Origin of the sequence: Nocardioides islandensis, from assembly GCF_015352455.1 — a bacterium.
Lineage (GTDB): Bacteria > Actinomycetota > Actinomycetes > Propionibacteriales > Nocardioidaceae > Nocardioides > Nocardioides islandensis.
This window is the reverse complement of the sequence record NZ_JADKPN010000011.1, coordinates 46,789-65,568: the sequence shown is the minus strand read 5'-3', so window position 1 is coordinate 65,568 and position 18,780 is coordinate 46,789. Positions and strand designations below refer to the sequence as shown.

Annotated in this window: 19 protein-coding genes; 6 read left to right on the top strand and 13 right to left on the bottom strand. The window is 71.7% G+C overall.

Annotated features, from left to right (window positions below; genetic code table 11):
- Together ISU07_RS16870 and ISU07_RS16865 are read right to left on the bottom strand one after the other, a co-directional pair.
- Complete coding sequence (locus ISU07_RS16870; protein WP_194707992.1) at positions 1-1,566, bottom strand: ABC transporter permease; 1,566 nt, start codon at positions 1,564-1,566, stop codon at positions 1-3.
- Positions 1,563-2,465 carry an ABC transporter ATP-binding protein gene (locus tag ISU07_RS16865; RefSeq protein ID WP_323742669.1) on the bottom strand — a complete coding sequence of 301 codons (903 nt, stop codon included), beginning with the start codon at positions 2,463-2,465 and terminating at the stop codon, positions 1,563-1,565. Before ISU07_RS16865 ends, ISU07_RS16870 begins: the two co-directional genes overlap by 4 nt.
- 54 nt (positions 2,466-2,519) lie before the next feature.
- Here ISU07_RS16865 and ISU07_RS16860 point away from each other — a divergent pair, with 54 nt between their 5' ends.
- The 3 genes from ISU07_RS16860 (at position 2,520) to ISU07_RS16850 (ending at position 5,412) form a co-directional block, all read left to right on the top strand.
- A complete protein-coding gene (locus tag ISU07_RS16860) occupies positions 2,520-3,029 on the top strand; it encodes a GbsR/MarR family transcriptional regulator (RefSeq protein ID WP_194707990.1) in 510 nt (169 codons plus the stop codon).
- A 93-nt stretch (positions 3,030-3,122) separates the two neighbouring features.
- Positions 3,123-4,046, top strand: a complete 924-nt coding sequence (locus ISU07_RS16855) for a glycosyltransferase domain-containing protein (protein WP_194707989.1) — start codon at positions 3,123-3,125, stop codon at positions 4,044-4,046.
- A 25-nt stretch (positions 4,047-4,071) separates the two neighbouring features.
- The gene (locus ISU07_RS16850; protein WP_194707988.1) at positions 4,072-5,412 is read left to right on the top strand and encodes a serine hydrolase domain-containing protein; all 1,341 of its coding nucleotides are present in this window, start codon (positions 4,072-4,074) and stop codon (positions 5,410-5,412) included.
- Between the two features lie 9 nt (positions 5,413-5,421).
- Here the strand turns inward: ISU07_RS16850 and ISU07_RS16845 are convergent, their stop codons facing one another.
- On the bottom strand, positions 5,422-6,030 hold the full coding sequence (locus ISU07_RS16845; protein ID WP_323742668.1) for an acVLRF1 family peptidyl-tRNA hydrolase: 609 nt from the start codon (positions 6,028-6,030) through the stop codon (positions 5,422-5,424).
- A gap of 41 nt (positions 6,031-6,071) precedes the next feature.
- On the opposite strand from ISU07_RS16845, the gene ISU07_RS16840 reads away from it, so the two are divergent.
- Together ISU07_RS16840 and ISU07_RS16835 are read left to right on the top strand one after the other, a co-directional pair.
- Complete coding sequence (locus ISU07_RS16840) at positions 6,072-6,962, top strand: hypothetical protein (protein ID WP_194707987.1); 891 nt, start codon at positions 6,072-6,074, stop codon at positions 6,960-6,962.
- Between the two features lie 21 nt (positions 6,963-6,983).
- Entirely contained in the window at positions 6,984-7,796 is an 813-nt protein-coding gene (locus ISU07_RS16835) for an HAD-IIA family hydrolase (protein WP_194707986.1), read from the top strand.
- Positions 7,797-7,875: 79 nt separating this feature from the next.
- Here ISU07_RS16835 and ISU07_RS16830 read toward each other — a convergent pair whose 3' ends face one another.
- The 10 genes from ISU07_RS16830 to ISU07_RS16785 form a co-directional block, all read right to left on the bottom strand.
- Positions 7,876-8,256, bottom strand: coding sequence for a metal-sulfur cluster assembly factor (locus tag ISU07_RS16830; protein ID WP_194707985.1), 381 nt, complete (start codon positions 8,254-8,256; stop codon positions 7,876-7,878).
- Entirely contained in the window at positions 8,253-8,711 is a 459-nt protein-coding gene (gene sufU / locus ISU07_RS16825) for a Fe-S cluster assembly sulfur transfer protein SufU (RefSeq protein ID WP_194707984.1), read from the bottom strand. The genes ISU07_RS16830 and sufU overlap by 4 nt, the downstream gene beginning before the upstream one ends.
- A gap of 5 nt (positions 8,712-8,716) precedes the next feature.
- Positions 8,717-9,982 carry a SufS family cysteine desulfurase gene (locus ISU07_RS16820; RefSeq protein WP_194707983.1) on the bottom strand — a complete coding sequence of 422 codons (1,266 nt, stop codon included), beginning with the start codon at positions 9,980-9,982 and terminating at the stop codon, positions 8,717-8,719.
- A 5-nt stretch (positions 9,983-9,987) separates the two neighbouring features.
- Positions 9,988-10,767, bottom strand: coding sequence for a Fe-S cluster assembly ATPase SufC (gene sufC, locus ISU07_RS16815; RefSeq protein ID WP_194707982.1), 780 nt, complete (start codon positions 10,765-10,767; stop codon positions 9,988-9,990).
- On the bottom strand, positions 10,764-11,111 hold the full coding sequence (locus tag ISU07_RS16810) for a non-heme iron oxygenase ferredoxin subunit (RefSeq protein WP_194707981.1): 348 nt from the start codon (positions 11,109-11,111) through the stop codon (positions 10,764-10,766). The genes sufC and ISU07_RS16810 overlap by 4 nt, the downstream gene beginning before the upstream one ends.
- Complete coding sequence (gene sufD, locus ISU07_RS16805; protein ID WP_194707980.1) at positions 11,111-12,289, bottom strand: Fe-S cluster assembly protein SufD; 1,179 nt, start codon at positions 12,287-12,289, stop codon at positions 11,111-11,113. The genes ISU07_RS16810 and sufD overlap by 1 nt, the downstream gene beginning before the upstream one ends.
- Entirely contained in the window at positions 12,289-13,707 is a 1,419-nt protein-coding gene (sufB, locus tag ISU07_RS16800) for a Fe-S cluster assembly protein SufB (protein WP_194707979.1), read from the bottom strand. Before sufB ends, sufD begins: the two co-directional genes overlap by 1 nt.
- Positions 13,704-14,381, bottom strand: coding sequence for a helix-turn-helix transcriptional regulator (locus tag ISU07_RS16795; protein ID WP_194707978.1), 678 nt, complete (start codon positions 14,379-14,381; stop codon positions 13,704-13,706). The genes sufB and ISU07_RS16795 overlap by 4 nt, the downstream gene beginning before the upstream one ends.
- Positions 14,382-14,443: 62 nt before the next feature.
- On the bottom strand, positions 14,444-15,289 hold the full coding sequence (locus ISU07_RS16790) for an ABC transporter permease (protein WP_194707977.1): 846 nt from the start codon (positions 15,287-15,289) through the stop codon (positions 14,444-14,446).
- Positions 15,286-16,275, bottom strand: a complete 990-nt coding sequence (locus ISU07_RS16785) for an ATP-binding cassette domain-containing protein (protein ID WP_194707976.1) — start codon at positions 16,273-16,275, stop codon at positions 15,286-15,288. Before ISU07_RS16785 ends, ISU07_RS16790 begins: the two co-directional genes overlap by 4 nt.
- Before the next feature lie 94 nt (positions 16,276-16,369).
- Here ISU07_RS16785 and ISU07_RS16780 point away from each other — a divergent pair, with 94 nt between their 5' ends.
- Positions 16,370-18,724: a xanthine dehydrogenase family protein molybdopterin-binding subunit gene (locus ISU07_RS16780; RefSeq protein WP_194707975.1), complete on the top strand. Its 2,355-nt coding sequence runs from the start codon at positions 16,370-16,372 to the stop codon at positions 18,722-18,724.
- Positions 18,725-18,780: the final 56 nt, after the last annotated feature.

Sequence of the window (18,780 nt, the reverse complement as noted above, 5' to 3'; positions counted from 1 at the left end):
CTAACCGATGTCGCGCCCCAGGAAGCGCCACCACGCGGCCGCGACGAGCGCGGCGGCCACGGCGGTGAGGGCCACAGCGGTGCCCGGCGCGAAGGCCTCGACCGGCATCGCGGGCAGGTGCGTGTACGGCGACAGGCCGGTCACCGCAGCGGGCAGGTCGAGCAGCTCGCCGAGCTGGCCGAGCGCGAAGAAGGCGGCCAGCACGCTCCAGGCGAGCACGGCGTACCTGGTGCCGGCGGCGTACAGGAGCAGGGCCAGCCCGGCCACCGCCCACACGGCGAACGACTGGTCGAGGGCCGCGCCGACGAACCCGCCGAGGTGGTCGCCCAGGCCGACGGCGGCGCCGACACCGGTGACCAGGAGCAGCCAGGTCCCGCCACCGAGGGCCACGACGGCGGTGGCCAGGAACGACCGCGACCGGGACGTCGCGGTCGCGAGGACCTGCTCGGTGCGGCCGTCGCGCTCGTCGCCGGCGCCGTGGCCGACGACGGCGATCGCGAAGCAGGTCACCACGACGCCGGCGATGGACAGAACCGCGGCCACCAGGGCGTCCTCCAGCTTGCCGACGCCGCCCAGGCTCTCGATCACCTGACGACCGGCCTCGCTGTCCAGCAGGTCCCCGACGCCCGGCGCGATCGCGCCCATCACCAGGCCCATCACGCCGACGCCGGCCGACCAGGACCAGAGCATCGTGCGGTGCACCCGCCAGGTCAGCACGAAGGCGTCCGCGAGCCGGGGCGACCCGGTTGCGGGGCCCGGACGAGCAGCGAAGAGGCCGGCTCCCAGGTCGCGCCGTGCGCGCAGCAGGACGGCGGTGCCCAGGAGGGCCGCCCCGAGGACGAGGTCGAGGAGCAGCACCCACCAGCGCGGGTCGGACCACGCTCGCAGCCGGGTCGACCAGCCGAACGGCGACAGCCACGACACCCACTCCGGCCCGGTGTCGCCCACGGCGCGGAGCACGTACAGCACCCCGATCCCGGCTCCGGCCAGGGCCGCGCAGGTGCGCGCGCTGGCGGAGAGCTGGCAGGCGACGGCGGTCAGGCCGATCGCCACCCAGGACACGCCGACCCACGAGAGCGCGAACCCGACCGACCCGGCGAGCGGCAGGCCACCGCCGACGCAGGCCAGCACGCAAAGCGCGCCGAGGACCAGTGACACCAGCACGCTCTCCAGCACCGCCGCCGCCAGCTGGGCGTCGCGCCCGACCGCCGTGCCGCCGAGCAGCTCGGCGCGCCCCGACTCCTCCTCGGAGCGGGTGTGGCGGCGGACGAGCACCAGGAACAGCAGCGCCGCGAACACGGCGTACAGCACCGTCAGCTTGGTCATCGACAGCTCGCCCGCGCTGCGCACGTCGAGGATGGGGCCGTAGAGCGCCACGATGGCCGGGCTCGAGTTGATCGCCTCGGCGGCCTCGACGCGGTCGGCGGCGGTCGGGTAGATCGACTCGGTCGCGGCGGCGGAGGCGTACACGACGGCCACCAGCAGCAGCACCCACACCGAGGCGAGCACCCGGTCGCGGCGCAGGGCCGCGCGGGTGAGCGCCCAGGTGCCGGCGAACGCCGTCACCGCGGCACCGCCGCAGGGCGGTAGGCCTCCAGGAACAGCTCCTCGAGGGTCGGCGGGGCGCTGGTCAGCGAGCGCACCCCGGCGGCGGTGAGTGCGCCGAGCACGTCGGTCATCGCGTCGGGCTCGACCGAGCAGCTGACGGTCCGGCCGTCCACGTGCACGTCGCTCACCCCGTGCAGGCGCGCCAGGCCGGGGACCTCACCGACGACCTCGGCGACCACCCGGCTGCGGCGCAGGTGCCGCAGGTCGGCCAGCGTGCCGCTCTCCACCGCCCGGCCGGCGCGGATGATGGTGACGCGGTCGGCCAGCCGCTCGACCTCGCTGAGGATGTGGCTGGACAGCAGCACGGTGGTGCCGGCCGCCACCCGCTCGGCCAGGGTGTCGGCGAACACCTGCTCCATCAACGGGTCGAGGCCGGAGGTCGGCTCGTCGAGCACGAGCAGGTCGACGTCCGCGGCGAGGGCGGCGACGAGAGCGACCTTCTGCCGGTTGCCCTTGGAGTAGGCCCGGCCGCGCTTGGTCGGGTCGAGGTCGAAGCGCTCCAGCAGCTCGGCGCGGCGGGTGCCGGCGGGCTCGATCCCGCGCATCCGCAGCAGCATGTCGATGGTCTCGCCGCCGGAGAGGTTCGGCCACAGGTTCACGTCACCGGGCACGTACGCCAGCCGCCGGTGGATGGCGACGCTGTCGGCCCACGGGTCCATCCCGAACGCCGAGAGCGCGCCGGAGTCGGTGCGCAGCAGGCCCAGCAGCGCGCGGATGGTGGTCGACTTCCCGGCGCCGTTCGGGCCGAGGAAGCCGTGCACCTCGCCGACCGCGACGGTGAGGTCGAGCCCGTCCAGGGCCCGGGTGGCGCCGAAGGTCTTGACCAGCTGCTCGATGTGGACGACGGGATCGGTCACGACCCTCACGATACACAGCATTCAGTATTTCCTGAATGTTGTTACACTTCGACCATGTCTCCCGCGTCGCACGACCGGACGGTCGCCGACCGGTTCGTCGAGCGGATGGGCGGCGCCCTCACCGACGCCGGTCTCCCCCGGCTCCCGTCGCGGGTGTTCTCGGCCCTGGTGGTCGACGACGACGGCCGGATGACGGCGGCCGAGCTGGCCGAGACTCTCGGGGTCAGCCCCGCCGCGGTCTCCGGCGCCGTGAACTTCCTGGGCCAGATCGGCTTCCTGCACCGCGAGCGCGAGCGAGGCTCGCGCAAGGACGTGTACGTCGTGGACGACGACGCCTGGCTCGGCGCGATGATGCGCAAGGACCAGACGTACGCGCCGATGATGACGGCCCTCGCCACCGCTCTCGACGGGTTGACCGAGGACGCGCCGGCCCGGCACCGGCTGTGGCTGATGCGGGAGTTCCTGCTGTTCGTGGACGCCGAGATGGACGGTCTGGCCCAGCGGTGGATCGCCCACCGCCAGGCGCTTGAGGAACCGGCCGCGACACGCCCCGTGTCGCGCTGACCGCCGGGCGTTTCCGGGCTAGGTTGCGGGTGGCGGACCGTGGGGGGCCGCCGCGGCTCGGGCGCTCACCCGACGTTCGCACAGGAGACGCCCATGTCCCAGGGGGGACAGCCGGGGGACGGCCAGGTCACTGGCCAGGTGGCAGGCCGGCACTCGGCCTCGCCAGCGGGGCGGCACGCCTCGCGGCTGGTCGTCTACACCTCCGTGCTGGGTCCGGGCCGCGCACTTCCCGAGGTGCCCGTCGCGCGCGAGTCGGCGGCCGACTTCCTGTGCTTCACCGACGACCCCGGCCTGCGCAGCGACACGTGGGAGGTCGTGCTGGTGCGCCCGCGCCTCCCGGGCGACGCGGTGCGCAGCGAGCGGTACCTGAAGATCGTCGGCCACCCCGCGCTGGCGGGGTACGACCGGACGCTCTGGGTCGACCCGGGGCTCGAGCTGCTGGCGGCGCCCGAGACCTTCGTCGGGGAGTGGCTGGCCGACGCGCACGTCGCGGCGCCGCTGCACACCTTCTACCCCAGCGTGCTGGCGGAGGCGCAGGCCTGCATCGACCTCGGCAAGGACGACCACCTGCGGGTCTTCGAGCAGCTGGCCCACTACGTCCAGACCGCGGCGGCCGCCCTCGACGCGAACCCGCACTGGACCGCCCTCCTGGCGCGGCGGCGTACCCAGACCACGGAGACGGCGATGGCGCTGTGGTGGGAGCACGTCCTGAGGTACTCCCGCCGCGACCAGCTCTCCTTCAACGTGGCGATGACCGAGGCGGGCGTCTGGGTCGCGTCGGTGCCGCTGGCCAACCTGAGCTCGGAGCTGCACCGCTGGCCGCTCGGTCCACAGATCCGATCGGGGGCCCCGGAGGACCAGGCGAGCGACGGCGCCCGACGGGTCCGGGCGGAGATCGAGCAGGTGCTGGCCGACCTGGACGACCCGGACGCGTGGATCTACGAGCTCGAGGCGCGGCTGGCCGCGGCGACCGCGAAGGTGCGCGAGCTGCGCGGGCGGCGGCGCACGGGCGCCTGACCGCGCACGGCGGTAGCGTCCGAGCATGACTCGGCTGCCCGACGAGACCACCCGGTTCCTGCACGCGACCGCGTTGGCCCGCCAGCGCGAGGGCCGGGTGCCGGGCCTCCTGGCCGCGGTGGCGCGCGGCGGCGAGCTGCTGTGGTGGGAGGGCATCGGCACCGCCGAGGTCGGCACCGACCGGGCGCCGGGGCCGGACGACCAGTTCCTGATCGCCTCCATCACCAAGACGTTCACCGCCGCGATGGTGATGCAGCTGCGCGACGAGGGACGGCTCGGCCTCGACGACCGGATCGGGGACCACCTGCCCGACGTCAGCCACCCGACGACGCTCCGCCAGGGCCTCGCGCACGTCTCCGGGCTCCAGCGCGAGCCGGTCGGCGACGTCTGGGACACCCTCGTCCAGCCCGACGAGGACGAGCTGCTGAAGAACTTCGCCGCCATCGAGCGGGTCGGCCGGCCGCACGACCGCTGGCACTACTCCAACATCGTGTACGCCGTGCTCGGCCGGCTCGTCGCCACCCTCGACGGCCGCGCGTGGGAGGAGTCGCTGCGGTCGCGGCTGCTCGACCCGCTCGGGCTGACCCGCACGACGGTCGGCTTCGACGGCGGGCCGCAGGCCCAGGGCTACTTCGTGCCGCCGTTCCACGACGTACCCCGCCCCGAGCCGCTCGTGCAGACGCGCGCGATGACGCCGTGCGGCGGGCTCGCCTCGACCGCACGGGACCTGGCTCGCTGGTCGGCGTTCCTCGCCGATCCCGACCCTGCGGTCCTCTCCCCCGACACGGTCGAGGAGATGACCCAGCCGCAGGTCCTGATGGACCCCGACCGCTGGAACGCCGGCATGGGGCTCGGGCTCTTCGTGGTCCGCGCGGGCGACCGTTCCTGGGTCGGCCACGACGGCGGCATGCCCGGCCACATCACCGGCGTGCACACCCACCGCGAGAGCGGCACCGGCGGCATCGTGCTGATGAACAACACCGGCTCGCCCGACCCGACGGCGTTCGCGATCGAGCTGGCGAGCCGCGTGGTGGACGACGTCCCGACCGACGACGCCCCGTGGCAGCCCGGCACCGAGGTACCTGCCGACCTGGCCGCCGTCATCGGCCGCTGGTACTCCGAGGGACAGCCCTTCACGTTCGCGGTGCGCGAGGGTCGTCTCGAGGCCTCCGCCGACAACCAGCCGGGACGCAAGCCGTCGGTCTTCGCGGCCGAGGGGCCGGACCGCTACCGGACCGTCAGCGGGCGTGAGCGCGGCGAGCTGCTGCGGGTGGCCCGCGACGACTCCGGGGTCGTCACCGAGATGCACTGGGCGACGTACCGCGTCACCCGCGAGCCCCTCGGGTTCGGCGAGCAGCCCGCCTGACCGTGGCGCTCAGGCGTTCGCCACCTCGACCCGCACGGCCTGGGCGTGGGCGACCGCGGCGTCGAGGACGGCCCGCCGGGGGTCGGGCACGGGCAGCCACGGCTCGACGACGGTCAGCCCCTTGAGCCGGGGGTCGGCGAGCACCTCGTCCACGGCGGCGTGGTCCCCACCCGTCACGACCGGCCCCGGCCGCAGGATCCGGGCGGCGTGGTCGGCGGCCGCCTCGTAGGCCTGACGCGCCTGGTTGTCCCGCCGGCGCGCGAACCGCTGCTGGCTCTGCCCGCCTGCCTTGGTCCGGCCCTGCACGTGCCGCTGGCCGATCTTGTGCTCGGCGAGGATCGCGCCGGCCAGGCGGGCGACCGCGAACCCGCCCTTGCGCACCAGCAACACGCCCCACTCCCCCGGCGCGCCGACGGTCGCGGCGAACGTCGACGGTTCGGCCGCCCCGTCGTACGCCCTCCCGAACGGCAGCCGCGCGACGAACGTCGAGCCGTCGGCCGCGGTGCCGGCGAGCGCCCCGTCCTCGACGACGTACGCCGTCTCGCCGTGACGGGTCGCGAAGTTCTCCGCCCAGCGCTCGAGGCGCGCGGCGGGTACCGAAACCGTCACGATCTCCACGACGTCTGTTTCTACATGCCGCAGCCCGGGACCCTCGCACCATGAGGGTCGTCGGCGTGGTGGCGCTGGTCCTCGTCGGCATCCTCACGGGCTGCACCTCGGACAGCGGGCCTGCGGCCGGCCACGTCAGCAAGCGCGTGGTGAGGACCGACCTGCCTCTCGGCCCGCAGCCACTCACCCTGCGTCGTCCCGAAGGCCTGGTGGAGCTCTACCCGTGGCACGCGTGCTCGTCGACGAACGGCTGCTGGGGCGCGGACCACCCGCCGGACGACCCGCCGCTCACGGCGGCCGAGGGGTCGGTCGCGTTCTCCTTCCCCCAGGACGGCTGGGTCTTCGAGGCCGCGTTCACCTATCCGGGCGCCGGACGATGTGGCCGGACCGCGCACGAGTCGCTCGAGGCCGGGGACGACGGCACGTACGTCGTGGCCGCCCCCGGCGCCGCGGGCACGTGGGACGTCACCGTGTCGGGGCGGTCCGACGAGGGCGGCAGCCTGATGGCGACCTTCCGCTGGACGACGGCCGCGAGCGACCCCGGCACCGACGTGGTCGGCGACCTCACGTTCCTGTGGCCGCAGCGCGGGGTCACCAGCCCTCCGGTCCTCACGCTCCGGGGGCTCGCCGAGGACCCGCCCTTCGCCGAGGCGGAGCTCATCCTGCCCGACCACCCCGACATCGCGCCGTACGTGCTGCACCTCGGTGCGTTCGGCTGCCCCGGCGACGGCGTCGTGGACCTGGCGCAGGACGACCAGCTCGTCGGCAGCAGGGTCCTCCCAGGGCTCCACGCCACCGAGCGCGTCGAGGTCCACCTGTTCTTCGGCGACGACGAGTACGTCGGGACGTCCGTCTGGCCGGACGACTACCTGTCGCACGGCTCCGTCCAGCAGCGACTGACCTGGGATCCGGCGCTGCCCGCCTGGGACGGCTCGCCCTAGCGCTGCTGCCAGGATGGGGCCATGTCCCTCCGCGACGACGAGACGCCCCGCCCCGTCGAGACCTGGCTGACCGACATGGACGGCGTGCTCGTCCACGAGGAGGTGCCGATCCCCGGTGCGGTGGAGTTCGTGGAGGCGCTGAAGGCATCGGGGCTGCGGTTCCTCGTCCTCACCAACAACTCGATCTTCACGCCGCGGGACCTGCGGGCGCGGCTGCTGGCCAGCGGCATCGACGTGCCCGAGGAGGCGATCTGGACCTCCGCGCTGGCCACCGCGCAGTTCCTGGCCGACCAGCGACCGCACGGCACGGCGTACGTCGTCGGCGAGGCCGGCCTGACGACGGCGCTGCACGACATCGGGTACGTGATGACCGACCGCGACCCCGACTACGTCGTGCTGGGCGAGACCCGGACCTACTCCTTCGAGTCGATCACCCGCGCCATCCGGCTCATCGACGGCGGGGCTCGGTTCCTGGCCACCAACCCCGACCCGAGCGGTCCGTCCCACCAGGGGCTGATGCCGGCCACCGGGTCGGTCGCCGCGCTGATCAGCACCGCGACCGGCCGCCAGCCCTACTTCATCGGCAAGCCCAACCCGCTGATGATGCGCAGCGCCCTCAACCGGCTCGAGGCCCACTCCGAGACGACGGTGATGGTCGGCGACCGGATGGACACCGACATCATCAGCGGCCTGGAGGCCGGGCTCCGGACCGTGCTCGTCACCACCGGCTCGACCCGCCCCGGCGACGTCGAGAGGTTCCCGTACCGGCCGACCCGGGTGGTGGACTCGATCGCCGACCTGGTCGAGTACGTGCAGCCGCTCGACGCCCACTAGGGCGATTCGTCAGCGTTCCTCCGGGTACCCGCAGCCCGCCGAGCTCTGACGAATCGCGGAGCCGGCGCAGGACTGCGTCTCAGACGTTGAAGCCGAGGGCGCGCAGCTGGTCGCGGCCGTCGTCGGTGATCTTGTCCGGACCCCACGGCGGCATCCAGACCCAGTTGATGAGGACGTCGTTGACCAGGCCCTCGAGGGCCTGGTTGGTCTGGTCCTGGATCACGTCGGTCAGTGGGCAGGCCGCCGAGGTCAGCGTCATGTCGATGACGGCGTTGGTGTCGTCGTCGAGGTGGATGCCGTACACGAGGCCGAGGTCGACGACGTTGATGCCGAGCTCGGGGTCGACGACGTCCTTCATCGCCTCGGTGACGTCGTCGATCGTCGTCGTGCCGCCGCCGGAGCCGCCGGCCTCGGGAACGTCGGGGAGATCACTGTGGTCGATCTGCTGGTCGGGGGTCATACCTTGCCTCCGGTGGTCTCGAGTGCTTGTGCGGTGGCGTCCTTCCAGGCCATCCACGACAGCAGGGCGCACTTCACGCGCGCGGGGAACTTGGCGACGCCGGCGAACGCGATGCCGTCCTCGAGGGTCTCCTCGTCGGGCTCGACGGCGCCCTTGCCCTGCATCAGGGTCAGGAACTCCTCGTGGATGTCCATCGCCTGGCCGACCGGCTTGCCGATGACGAGGTCGGTCATCACGGACGCCGACGCCTGGGAGATCGAGCAGCCGAGCGCGTCGTACGACACGTCCTCGACCACACCGTCGCTGAGGTGGACGCGCAGCGTCACCTCGTCGCCGCAGGTCGGGTTCACGTGGTGGACCTCGGCCTCGAAGGGGGCGCGCAGGCCCTTGTGGTGGGGGTTCTTGTAGTGGTCCAGGATGATCTCCTGGTACAGCGCGTCGAGCTCGGTAGCCATCTCTCTCAACTCAACTTGAAGTACGAGCGGGTGTATTCCAGGCCCTCCACGAACGCGTCGATCTCCGACGGCGTCGTGTAGAGGTACGACGACATCCGGGACGACGCCTGCACGCCGAAGCGCGCGTGGGCGGGCTTCGCGCAGTGGTGGCCGGCACGGATCGCGATCCCGCGGGAGTCCAGCACCTGCGCCACGTCGTGCGGGTGCACGCCGTCGAGCTCGAAGGAGATCGCTCCCCCGCGCGAGGCGGCGTCCAGCGGACCGAGGACCGTCACGCCCTTCACGGAGGCCAGGCCCTCGAGGGCGTACGCCGTGACGGCCTGCTCGTGGGCGTGCACGGCGTCCATGCCCAGGTGACCGAGGTACTCGACCGCGGCACCGAGGCCGACCGCCTCCACGATCGGCGGGGTGCCCGCCTCGAAGCGGTGCGGGGCCTTGGCGTAGGTCGACCGCTCCATGGTGACGGTCTCGATCATCTCGCCACCGCCGTGGAAGGGCGGCAGGGCGTTCAGCAGCTCGGGCCTGCCCCACAGCACGCCGATGCCGGTGGGGCCGACGGTCTTGTGGCCGGTGAAGCCGAGGAAGTCGGCGCCGGACGCGATCACGTCGACGGGCAGCTGCGGCACGGCCTGGGCTGCGTCCACGACCACCACGGCGCCGACCGCGTGCGCCTTGTCGGCGATCTCGCGGACCGGGTTGACCGTGCCGAGCATGTTGGAGACCCACGTCAGCGAGACGACCTTGGTGCGCTCGTTGATCAGGTCGTCGATGTTCGAGAGGTCGAGGCGACCGTCGTCGGTCAGGCCGAACCAGCGCAGCGTCGCGCCGGTGCGCTCGGTGAGCAGCTGCCACGGCACGATGTTGGAGTGGTGCTCCATCTCGGTGATGAGCACCTCGTCGCCCGGGCCGACCCGCAGGTCGCCCTCGGCCCACGCGAAGGTGTTGGACAGGAGGTTCAGCGCCTCGGTGATGTTCTTGGTGAACACCACGCCCTCGCGCTCGGGCGCCCCGATGAACGTCGCCACCTTGTCGCGGGCCGCCTCGAACGCCTCGGTCGACTCCGCCCCGAGCGTGTGCATCGCGCGGGCGATGTTGGCGTTGTGGCGCTCGAGGTGGTCGACCATCGTGTCGATGACGACCTGCGGCTTCTGGCTCGTGTTCGCCGAGTCGAGGTACACCAACGGCTGCCCACCCGCGACGGACCGCGCAAGGATCGGGAAGTCCTTGCGGATGATGTCGAGGTCGGGCAGCATCCCGGGCAGCTGGGTCATGGTGGTCAGACCGCCGCGGCCTTGACGTACTTGTCGTAGCCGCTGGCCTCGAGCTCCTCGGCCAGCTCCGGGCCACCCTCGTCGGCGATCCGGCCGTTGACGAACACGTGCACGAAGTCGGGCTGGATGTAGCGCAGGATCCGCGTGTAGTGGGTGATCAGCAGGACGGCCTTGTCCTCCTTGGCGCGGAAGCGGTTCACGCCCTCGGACACGATCTTCAGGGCGTCGATGTCGAGGCCGGAGTCCGTCTCGTCGAGGATCGCCATGCCCGGGTCCAGCAGCTCCATCTGAGCGATCTCGTGGCGCTTCTTCTCGCCACCGGAGAAGCCCTCGTTGACCGAGCGCTGACCGAAGGTCGCGTCCAGGTTGAGGGCGTCGAGGGTCGCGTTGACGTCCTTGACCCACGTGCGCAGCTTGGGGGCCTCGCCGTCGATCGCGGTCTTGGCCGTGCGCAGGAAGTTCGACACCGAGACGCCCGGCACCTCGACGGGGTACTGCATGGCCAGGAACAGCCCGGCCCGCGCCCGCTCGTCGACGGTCATCGCCAGCACGTCGTTGCCGTCGAGAGTGACGCTGCCGCCCGTGATCGTGTACTTGGGGTGGCCGGCGACGGAGTAGGCCAGCGTCGACTTGCCCGAGCCGTTCGGGCCCATGATCGCGTGCGTCTCGCCGCTCTTCACGGTGAGCGTGACGCCCTTCAGGATCTCTTTATGTCCGGTGCCGTCCCCTGTGTCTTTCTCAGCGTCCACGGTGACGTGCAGGTCCTTGATCTCCAGCGTGCTCATTGCGGGGTGACTCCGTTCAGGAAGGTCTCGACGTCGACGTACACGTCTCCATCGCGTACGTCGACCGGGAAGGTGGCGACCGGCTCGGTCGCCGGGAGGCCGGTGGGCTTGCCGGTGCGCAGGTCGAAGCGCGACCCGTGCAGCCAGCACTCGACGGTGCAGTCGCCGTCGCTGATCTCGTAGTCGCCCTCGCTCAGCGCGACGCTGGCGTGGCTGCACATGTCCTCGATGGCGAGGACCTCGTCGCCGTGGCGGGCGAGCGCGACGTCCTGACCGTCGACGGTGACGCCGAGGGCCGCGTCGTCCTTGATGTCGGCGAGCGCGCAGGCGCGGAGGAAGGCCATCAGTCCTCCTTCACCATGGTTGCCGAGGAGCCGAGGGACGAGGCGTCTCGAAGCACGTTCTTGGAGAGCTCGGCCTCCACCGTGGCGGCCAGCTGCTCCTCGAGCTCGGGCACCGCGATCCGGCGGATCAGGTCGTTGAAGAAGCCGTGCACGACCAGGCGGCGCGCCTCCTTCTCCTCGATGCCGCGCGAGCGGAGGTAGAACAGCTGCTCGTCGTCGAACCGGCCGGTCGCCGACGCGTGGCCCGCGCCCTCGATCTCGCCGGTCTCGATCTCCAGGTTGGGCACCGAGTCGGCCTGGCAGCCGTCGGTCAGCACGAGGTTGCGGTTCTCCTCGTAGGTCTCGATGCCCTCGGCCTCCTTGCGGATCAGCACGTTGCCGATCCACACGGTGTGCGCGCCCTGGCCCTGGAGCGCGCCCTTGTAGGTCACGTGGCTGCGGGTCTTGGGCGCGTTGTGGTCGACGAACAGCCGGTGCTCGATGTGCTGGCCGGCGTCGGCGAAGTACAGGCCGAGCATCTCGATGTCGCCGCCCGGGCCGGCGTACGTCGCGGTGACGTCGTGGCGCACCACGTCACCGCCGAACGTCACGGCGACGTGCTTGAGCGAGGCGTCGCGACCCACCAGCGCGTGTTGGGTCGAGTGGTGCACGGCGTCGTCGGCCCAGTCCTGCAGCGTCACGTAGGTCAGACGCGCACCGTCGCCGAGGACGATCTCGACGTTGTCGGCAAACGTGGCCGACCCCTGGAAGCGCAGCACCAGCGTCGCGGTGGCGTGGGCGCCGACCTTGACGAGCAGCTGCCCGGCGACCGCTTCGGCCGTGCCGTGGCCGGTGAACGTCACGAACACCGGGTCGCTCAGCTCGGCCTCGGCCGGGACCTCGACGGTGAACACGTCGGCAGCGGACTGCCACACGCGCGCACTGACACGGTCGGTCGGCACGAAGCCGCTCGCCCCGCGCTCGGAGCCGGCGGACGGAACGGAGTGGGCGACCACGCCCTCGGGCGCCTCGACCTTCACGTCGAAGTCCGTGCCGGTCAGCACCGCCTCGTCGTGCAGGCCGCGGAGGCGCTTGAGCGGGGTGAACCGCCACACCTCCTCGCGGCCGTTCGGCACGGGGTGGTCGGCCAGGTCGAAGGATCCCACCGGGTGCAGGTGGGATGAGACGTCGAGACCCATCAGCCGACGGCCCCTTCCATCTGCAGCTCGATGAGGCGGTTGAGCTCGAGGGCGTACTCCATCGGGAGCTCCTTGGCGATCGGCTCGACGAAGCCGCGCACGATCATCGCCATCGCCTCGTCCTCGGCCATGCCGCGGGACATGAGGTAGAACAGCTGGTCCTCGGACACCTTGGAGACCGACGCCTCGTGGCCCATGGACACGTCGTCCTCGCGGATGTCGACGTACGGGTAGGTGTCGGACCGGCTGATCTGGTCGACGAGCAGCGCGTCACACAGGACGTTGGACTTCGAGCCGTACGCGCCCTCGTTGATCTGGATGAGTCCGCGGTACGACGTCCGGCCACCGCCGCGGGCCACCGACTTGCTCAGGATCGAGCTGGAGGTGTGCGGGGCGGCGTGCACCATCTTGGCGCCGGCGTCCTGGTGCTGGCCCTCGCCGGCGAACGCGATCGACAGGGTCTCGCCCTTGGCGTGCTCGCCCATGAGGTAGATGGCGGGGTACTTCATCGTCACCTTGGAGCCGATGTTGCCGTCGACCCACTCCATGGTCGCGCCGGCCTCGCAGGTCGCGCGCTTGGTCACCAGGTTGTAGACGTTGTTCGACCAGTTCTGGATGGTCGTGTAGCGGCAGCGGCCGCCCTTCTTCACGATGATCTCCACGACCGCCGAGTGCAGCGAGTCGGAGGAGTAGATCGGGGCGGTGCAGCCCTCGACGTAGTGCACGTAGGCGCCCTCGTCGACGATGATCAGCGTCCGCTCGAACTGGCCCATGTTCTCGGTGTTGATCCGGAAGTAGGCCTGCAGCGGGATGTCGACGTGCACGCCCTTCGGCACGTAGATGAAGGAGCCGCCGGACCACACCGAGGTGTTCAGCGCGGCGAACTTGTTGTCGCCGACCGGGATGACCGTCGCGAAGTACTCCTTGAAGAGCTCCTCGTGCTGCTTCAGCGCGGTGTCGGTGTCGACGAAGATGACGCCCTGCTCCTCGAGGTCCTCGCGGATCGAGTGGTAGACGACCTCGGACTCGTACTGCGCGGCGACGCCCGCCACGAGGCGCTGCTTCTCCGCCTCCGGGATGCCGAGCTTGTCGTAGGTGTTCTTGATGTCCTCGGGCAGGTCCTCCCAGGACGACGCCTGCTTCTCGCTGGAGCGGACGAAGTACTTGATGTTGTCGAAGTCGATCCCCGACAGGTCGGAGCCCCACGTGGGCATCGGCTTGCGGTGGAAGAGCTTGAGGCCCTTCAGCCGCAGGTCGAGCATCCACTGCGGCTCGCTCTTCTTGCTCGAGATGTCGCGGACGACGTCCTCGTTGAGCCCGCGCTGGGCGATCGCGCCGGCCTCGTCGCTGTCGGCCCACCCGAACTGGTAGCGGCCGATGCCCTTGAGCTCCGGGTTGAGTTCTTCGATCGACGTCACGTCGTGACCTTCTCTCTCTTGTCGTCGTTCTGTCGCGGCGCGGGGATGCACGTGGTGCACACCCCGTCGCCGTGGGCGATGGTGGCCAGCCGCTGCACGTGCCGGCCGAGCACCCGGCTGATCGCCGCGGTCTCGGCCTCGCAGAGCTGGGGGAACTCGTGGGCGACGTGGGAGACGGGGCAGTGCTGCTGGCACAGCTGCTCCCCCACGACGGGCAGCTGCTTGACGTTGGCGATGTAGCCCTCGTCGGTGAACACCCTGGCCAACGCCTCGGCCGGCGTCAGCGCGGGGTCGGCGCCCAGCACGTCGGCGAAGCGCTCCTCGATGAAGGACATCCGCCGGTCGGCGAAGGCCCGCACGGCGTCGTCACCGCCGGTCTCGGCCAGGAACCGGAGCGCCTGCAGCGCCAGGTCGTCGTACTGCTGGTCGAAGCCGTCGCGGCCGGACTCGGTGATCGCGAAGACCTTGGCGGGCCGTCCGCGGCCCCGGCTGGTCTGGGTGCGCGGCTCGCGCGCCTCGATCGTGCCGTCGGCGACCAGGTGGTCGAGATGGCGGCGTACGGCGGCCGGTGTCAGGTCCAGCCGAGCGGCCAGTGCGGCGGCCGTCGAGGGACCCTGCTCGAGGATCGACCGGGCCACGCGCTCACGCGTCGGCTGATCGGTCTCGAATTCCACAACGCCAGTGTGCCGTTATTGCTCGGGCCGGTTCAAGTAAGGGTGGCCTTACCGACCACGGGTCAGACGTCGGTACGCCGCTTGAAGGCCCGCAGGGCCAGCGGGGCCATCACCCCGGTGATCACGACGGTCCACACGATGGTCGAGATCACGGGGTGCTGCAGGGGCAGCGCCAGCTCGTGCTCGGCCGGCGGGAGGGGCGTGCCCCAGAGCTCGCGCACCGCCAGCACCAGCGAGGAGATCGGGTTCCACTCGGCGAAGATCCGCAGGAGCGTCGGCATGTTCTCCGCCGGGGCGAACGTGTTGGCCAGGAACGTGACCGGGAACATCGTGGCGAACATCAGCCCGTTGACCGCCTCGACCGACCGCATCGTCGCGCCCACGAGGATGCCGACCCAGATCATCGCGAAGCCCCAGGCCAGCAGCAGGAGGTAGGCGAGGGCCGCTCGGGCGATGCCGTCATGGATCCGCCAGCCGATGGCCAGGCCGGTCAGCGACATGATGACGATGCCGATGCTGGAGTGCAGCAGGCTGGAGATGCTGCGCCCGACCAGGACGGCCGCCGGGTGGATCGGCAGGGACCGCAGCCGGTCGACGATGCCCTTGTCGATGTCGGCGGTGAGCCCGACGGCGACGATGAACGACGCGAACGCGATCGTCTGGCCCATGATCCCGGCCATCAGCCACTCGCGGTACTCCCGGGGGTCCCCTCCGCTGATGGCGATCGAGCCGCCGAACACGAACGCGAAGAGCAGCACGAACATCACCGGCTGGATGGTGACGTCGAGCAGCATCTCGGGCATCCGCTTGATGTGGATCAGGTTGCGGCGGGTGATGGCCAGCGACTGAGTCAGCAGCGTGGTGCGACGGATCTCGGGTCGCTCGAGGCGGGCGGGCGTGGTGGTCATCGCAGTGCCTCCTCGGACTCGGGCTCGCTGGGCTCCTCGGCGCGGTGCCCGGTCAGCCGGAGGAACACGTCGTCGAGGCTGGGCCGCTTCAGGCCCAGGTCGTCGAGCTCGATGCCGCTCCCGTCGAACGCCGCCGCGATCTTCGTCATGTGACCGAGCCCGCCGGCCGGTGCGCTGATCTGGCGAGCGCCCTCCTCGACGTGGAACTCGGGGACGACCGTGCGGATCACCTCCTGGGCCCGGGGCAGGTCGTCGGCGTGGGACACCGTCACCACGACGGCCGCGGCACCCGACTGGTCCTTGAGCTGGAGGGGCGTGCCCTCGGCGATGATGCGGCCGTGGTCGATCACCACGATGTTGTCGGCCAGCTGGTCGGCCTCCTCGAGGTACTGCGTGGTGAGCACGAGGGTGGTGCCGTCGGTGACCAGCTCGCGCAGGACGTCCCACAGCTCCACGCGGCTGCGCGGGTCGAGGCCGGTGGTCGGCTCGTCGAGGAACAGCACCGGCGGCGTCGCGACCAGGCTGACGGCCAGGTCGAGGCGGCGGCGCATGCCGCCGGAGTAGGTCTTGACGACCCGGTCGGACGCCTCGGCCAGGGAGAACCGCTCGAGCAGGTCGTCGCCGACCCTGCGGGCGGTGCTGCGGTCCAGGCCGTAGAGGGCGCTGATGAGGTCGAGGTTCTCGCGGCCGGTGAGCAGCTCGTCGACGGTCGCGCTCTGGCCCGTGAGGCCCATCGAGCGGCGTACGGCGTCGGGCTCGGTGAGCACGTCGTGGCCGGCCACCCGGGCGGTGCCGCTGGTCGGCCGGCTCAGGGTGGTCATCATCCGGACGGTCGTGGTCTTGCCCGCGCCGTTGGGGCCCAGGAGGCCGAGCACACTGCCCTCGGGCACGGAGAAGGTGACGTCGTCGACGGCGACGGTGTCCTCGAAGTGCTTCACGAGGTGGTCGGCCTCGACGGCCGGGGACGAGGTCGAGGGCGGGGGCATGCCCCGAACTGTAGGCGGGGCCACCGACGCGGAGCGGCGCCCGGCGAGCACGCCCTGACGGAGAGGCTCTCCGGTCCGGTCGTAGTCTGACCGCATGCCGGAAGGGACGTCACTGCTCGGGACCCAGGTCCGTCGCGTCGAGGACCCGGAGCTCCTGGTGGGCAAGGGCACGTTCGTCGACAACACCCAGGACGAGACGCTGGCGCACGCGGTGTTCGTGCGGTCCCCGTTCGCCCACGCGCGGATCACCGGGATCGACACCTCCGAGGCCGAGGCGGCTCCCGGCGTGCTCGCCGTGTACACCTCGGCCGACCTCGGCGACGACCCGGTCCCCGCGTTCGCGGTCATCAACAAGCTGGCGCCGCGGTACGCCCTGGCCCGCGACAAGGCCCGGTACGTCGGGGACCCGGTCGCGCTGGTGGTCGCCGAGTCGCGTGCGGCGGCCGTCGACGCGGCCGAGCTGGTCGACGTGGACTACGACGACCTGCCGGCCGTGAGCGACGTCGAGGCCGCGCTGGCCGCCGATGCTCCGCTGCAGTTCGAGGAGATCGGCTCCAACATCGCCGTCCGCCGCCACGGCAAGGACCGGTCGGACCCGTTCGAGGGCGCTGACCACGTGACCCGGGTGCGGATGGTCAACCAGCGCATCGCGACCGCTCCGATCGAGGGCAACGCGATCATCGTCCGCCCCGACGGACCATCGGTCGGGCCCGACCACGTGAGCGCGTGGGTCTCCACCCAGCACCCGCACCTCTCGCGCGACCTGCTCGCCGAGACCCTGGGCCTGGAGGAGGACCAGGTCCGCGTCGTGGCCCCGCACGTCGGCGGTGCGTTCGGCGGCAAGGCCGGCATCGGTCCCGACCACGCGGCCGTCGCGCTGGCCGCGGTCCGGCTGGGCCGCGGCGTGAAGTGGGTCGAGACTCGCAGCGAGGCGATGCTGTCGATGCAGGGCCGCGGCCAGGTGCAGTACGCCGAGCTGGGACTGACCTCCGAGGGCCGCATCGTCGGCCTGCGGCTGCGGATGATCGGCGAGTGCGGGGCGTACGCCGGGTTCGGGGGCTCCTTCCCGACCGGGTCGACCTACATCATGGCCCAGGGCACCTACGTGATCCCCGAGCTGCGCTACGACGGCATCGGCGTGCTCACCAACACCGCTCCTGTCGGCGCGTTCCGCGGGGCCGGGCGGCCGGAGGCGGCGGCGTGCCTCGAGCGGCTGATGGACGTGGCCGCCGACGAGCTCGGCATCGCGCCGGAGGAGATCCGCCGGCGCAACTTCATCGCGCCGGACGCCTTCCCCTACAAGACCAAGACCGGCATGACCTACGACAACGGCGACTACGACCTGCCGCTGCGCGAGGCACTGCGGATCGCCGACGTCGACGGGGCCAGGGCCGAGCAGCGGCGGCGGATCGACGCGGGCGAGACCAAGCTCCTCGGCATCGGGATCGCGACGTACGTCGAGATCACCGGCTTCGGCGGCAGCGAGCTCGGCCAGGTGGAGGTGCACGCCGACGGCTCGGCGACCGTGCGCTCCGGCACGTCCGCCCACGGCCAGGGGCACGCGACCAGCTTCTCGATGATCGTGTCCGACCGGCTGGGCATCCCGATGGAGAAGATCCGCTACGAGCAGTCGGACACCGCGATCATCCCGACCGGCGGCGGCACCGGCGGCTCGCGATCGCTGCAGATCGGCGGCAGCGCGGTCGGCAAGGCCGCCGACGAGCTGCGCGAGAAGGCGATCGAGATCGCGGCGCGCATGTTGGAGGCGGCACCGGAGGACGTCGTCCTCGACGGTGACTTCAGCGTGGCGGGCGTCCCCGGCAGCTCCATCGGCTGGACCGAGCTGGCGGCGTACGCCCATGACCAGGAGGGCGGCCTCGGCGTCGTCACCGACTACCGGCTGCCGAGCGCGACGTTCCCGTTCGGCGCGCACGTGTCGATCGTCGAGGTGGACACCGAGACCGGCCGCGTACGGCCGCTGCGGCACGTCGCGGTCGACGACTGCGGGCGGATCGTGAACCCGCTCCTCGTCGCAGGGCAGCAGCACGGCGGCGCGGTGCAGGGCATCTCGCAGGCGTTGTGGGAGGAGATGGTGTACGACGAGAACGGCACGCCGATCACGGCGACGTTCGTCGACTACGCCCTCCCCACCGCGGCCGACGTCATCCAGCTCGAGACGAGCAACACCGAGACCCCGACGCCGGTGAACCCGCTCGGCGCCAAGGGCATCGGCGAGTCCGCGACGATCGGCTCGACGCCGGCGGTCCAGAACGCCGTCGTCGACGCGCTCAGCCACCTCGGCGTCCGGCACATCGACCTGCCCTGCACCGCGGAGCGGGTCTGGCTCGCGGCCAACGGGCACGGGCCGGACCAGTGGCGCGAGCCCCCGGACGTCTTCGAGCCCCCGGAGGGCGAGGACGACGAGGAGCCGGAGATGGTCGAGGCGTAGCCGCCTCCGGGCCGGCAGCCCTTGCCGGTTCGCCCGCACGGGAGTTGCATCGGGCA

Bases quoted from the DNA above. Each gene is read 5' to 3' on its own strand.
- ISU07_RS16860 (WP_194707990.1), top strand. From the start codon at position 2,520: ATGTCTCCCGCGTCGCACGACCGGACGGTCGCCGACCGGTTCGTCGAG.
- ISU07_RS16855 (WP_194707989.1), top strand. From the start codon at position 3,123: ATGTCCCAGGGGGGACAGCCGGGGGACGGCCAGGTCACTGGCCAGGTG.
- ISU07_RS16850 (WP_194707988.1), top strand. From the start codon at position 4,072: ATGACTCGGCTGCCCGACGAGACCACCCGGTTCCTGCACGCGACCGCG.
- ISU07_RS16840 (WP_194707987.1), top strand. From the start codon at position 6,072: ATGAGGGTCGTCGGCGTGGTGGCGCTGGTCCTCGTCGGCATCCTCACG.
- ISU07_RS16835 (WP_194707986.1), top strand. From the start codon at position 6,984: ATGTCCCTCCGCGACGACGAGACGCCCCGCCCCGTCGAGACCTGGCTG.
- ISU07_RS16830 (WP_194707985.1), bottom strand. From the start codon at position 8,256: ATGACCCCCGACCAGCAGATCGACCACAGTGATCTCCCCGACGTTCCC.
- sufU (WP_194707984.1), bottom strand. From the start codon at position 8,711: ATGGCTACCGAGCTCGACGCGCTGTACCAGGAGATCATCCTGGACCAC.
- ISU07_RS16820 (WP_194707983.1), bottom strand. From the start codon at position 9,982: ATGACCCAGCTGCCCGGGATGCTGCCCGACCTCGACATCATCCGCAAG.
- sufC (WP_194707982.1), bottom strand. From the start codon at position 10,767: ATGAGCACGCTGGAGATCAAGGACCTGCACGTCACCGTGGACGCTGAG.
- ISU07_RS16810 (WP_194707981.1), bottom strand. From the start codon at position 11,111: ATGGCCTTCCTCCGCGCCTGCGCGCTCGCCGACATCAAGGACGACGCG.
- sufD (WP_194707980.1), bottom strand. From the start codon at position 12,289: ATGGGTCTCGACGTCTCATCCCACCTGCACCCGGTGGGATCCTTCGAC.
- ISU07_RS16790 (WP_194707977.1), bottom strand. From the start codon at position 15,289: ATGACCACCACGCCCGCCCGCCTCGAGCGACCCGAGATCCGTCGCACC.
- ISU07_RS16785 (WP_194707976.1), bottom strand. From the start codon at position 16,275: ATGCCCCCGCCCTCGACCTCGTCCCCGGCCGTCGAGGCCGACCACCTC.
- ISU07_RS16780 (WP_194707975.1), top strand. From the start codon at position 16,370: ATGCCGGAAGGGACGTCACTGCTCGGGACCCAGGTCCGTCGCGTCGAG.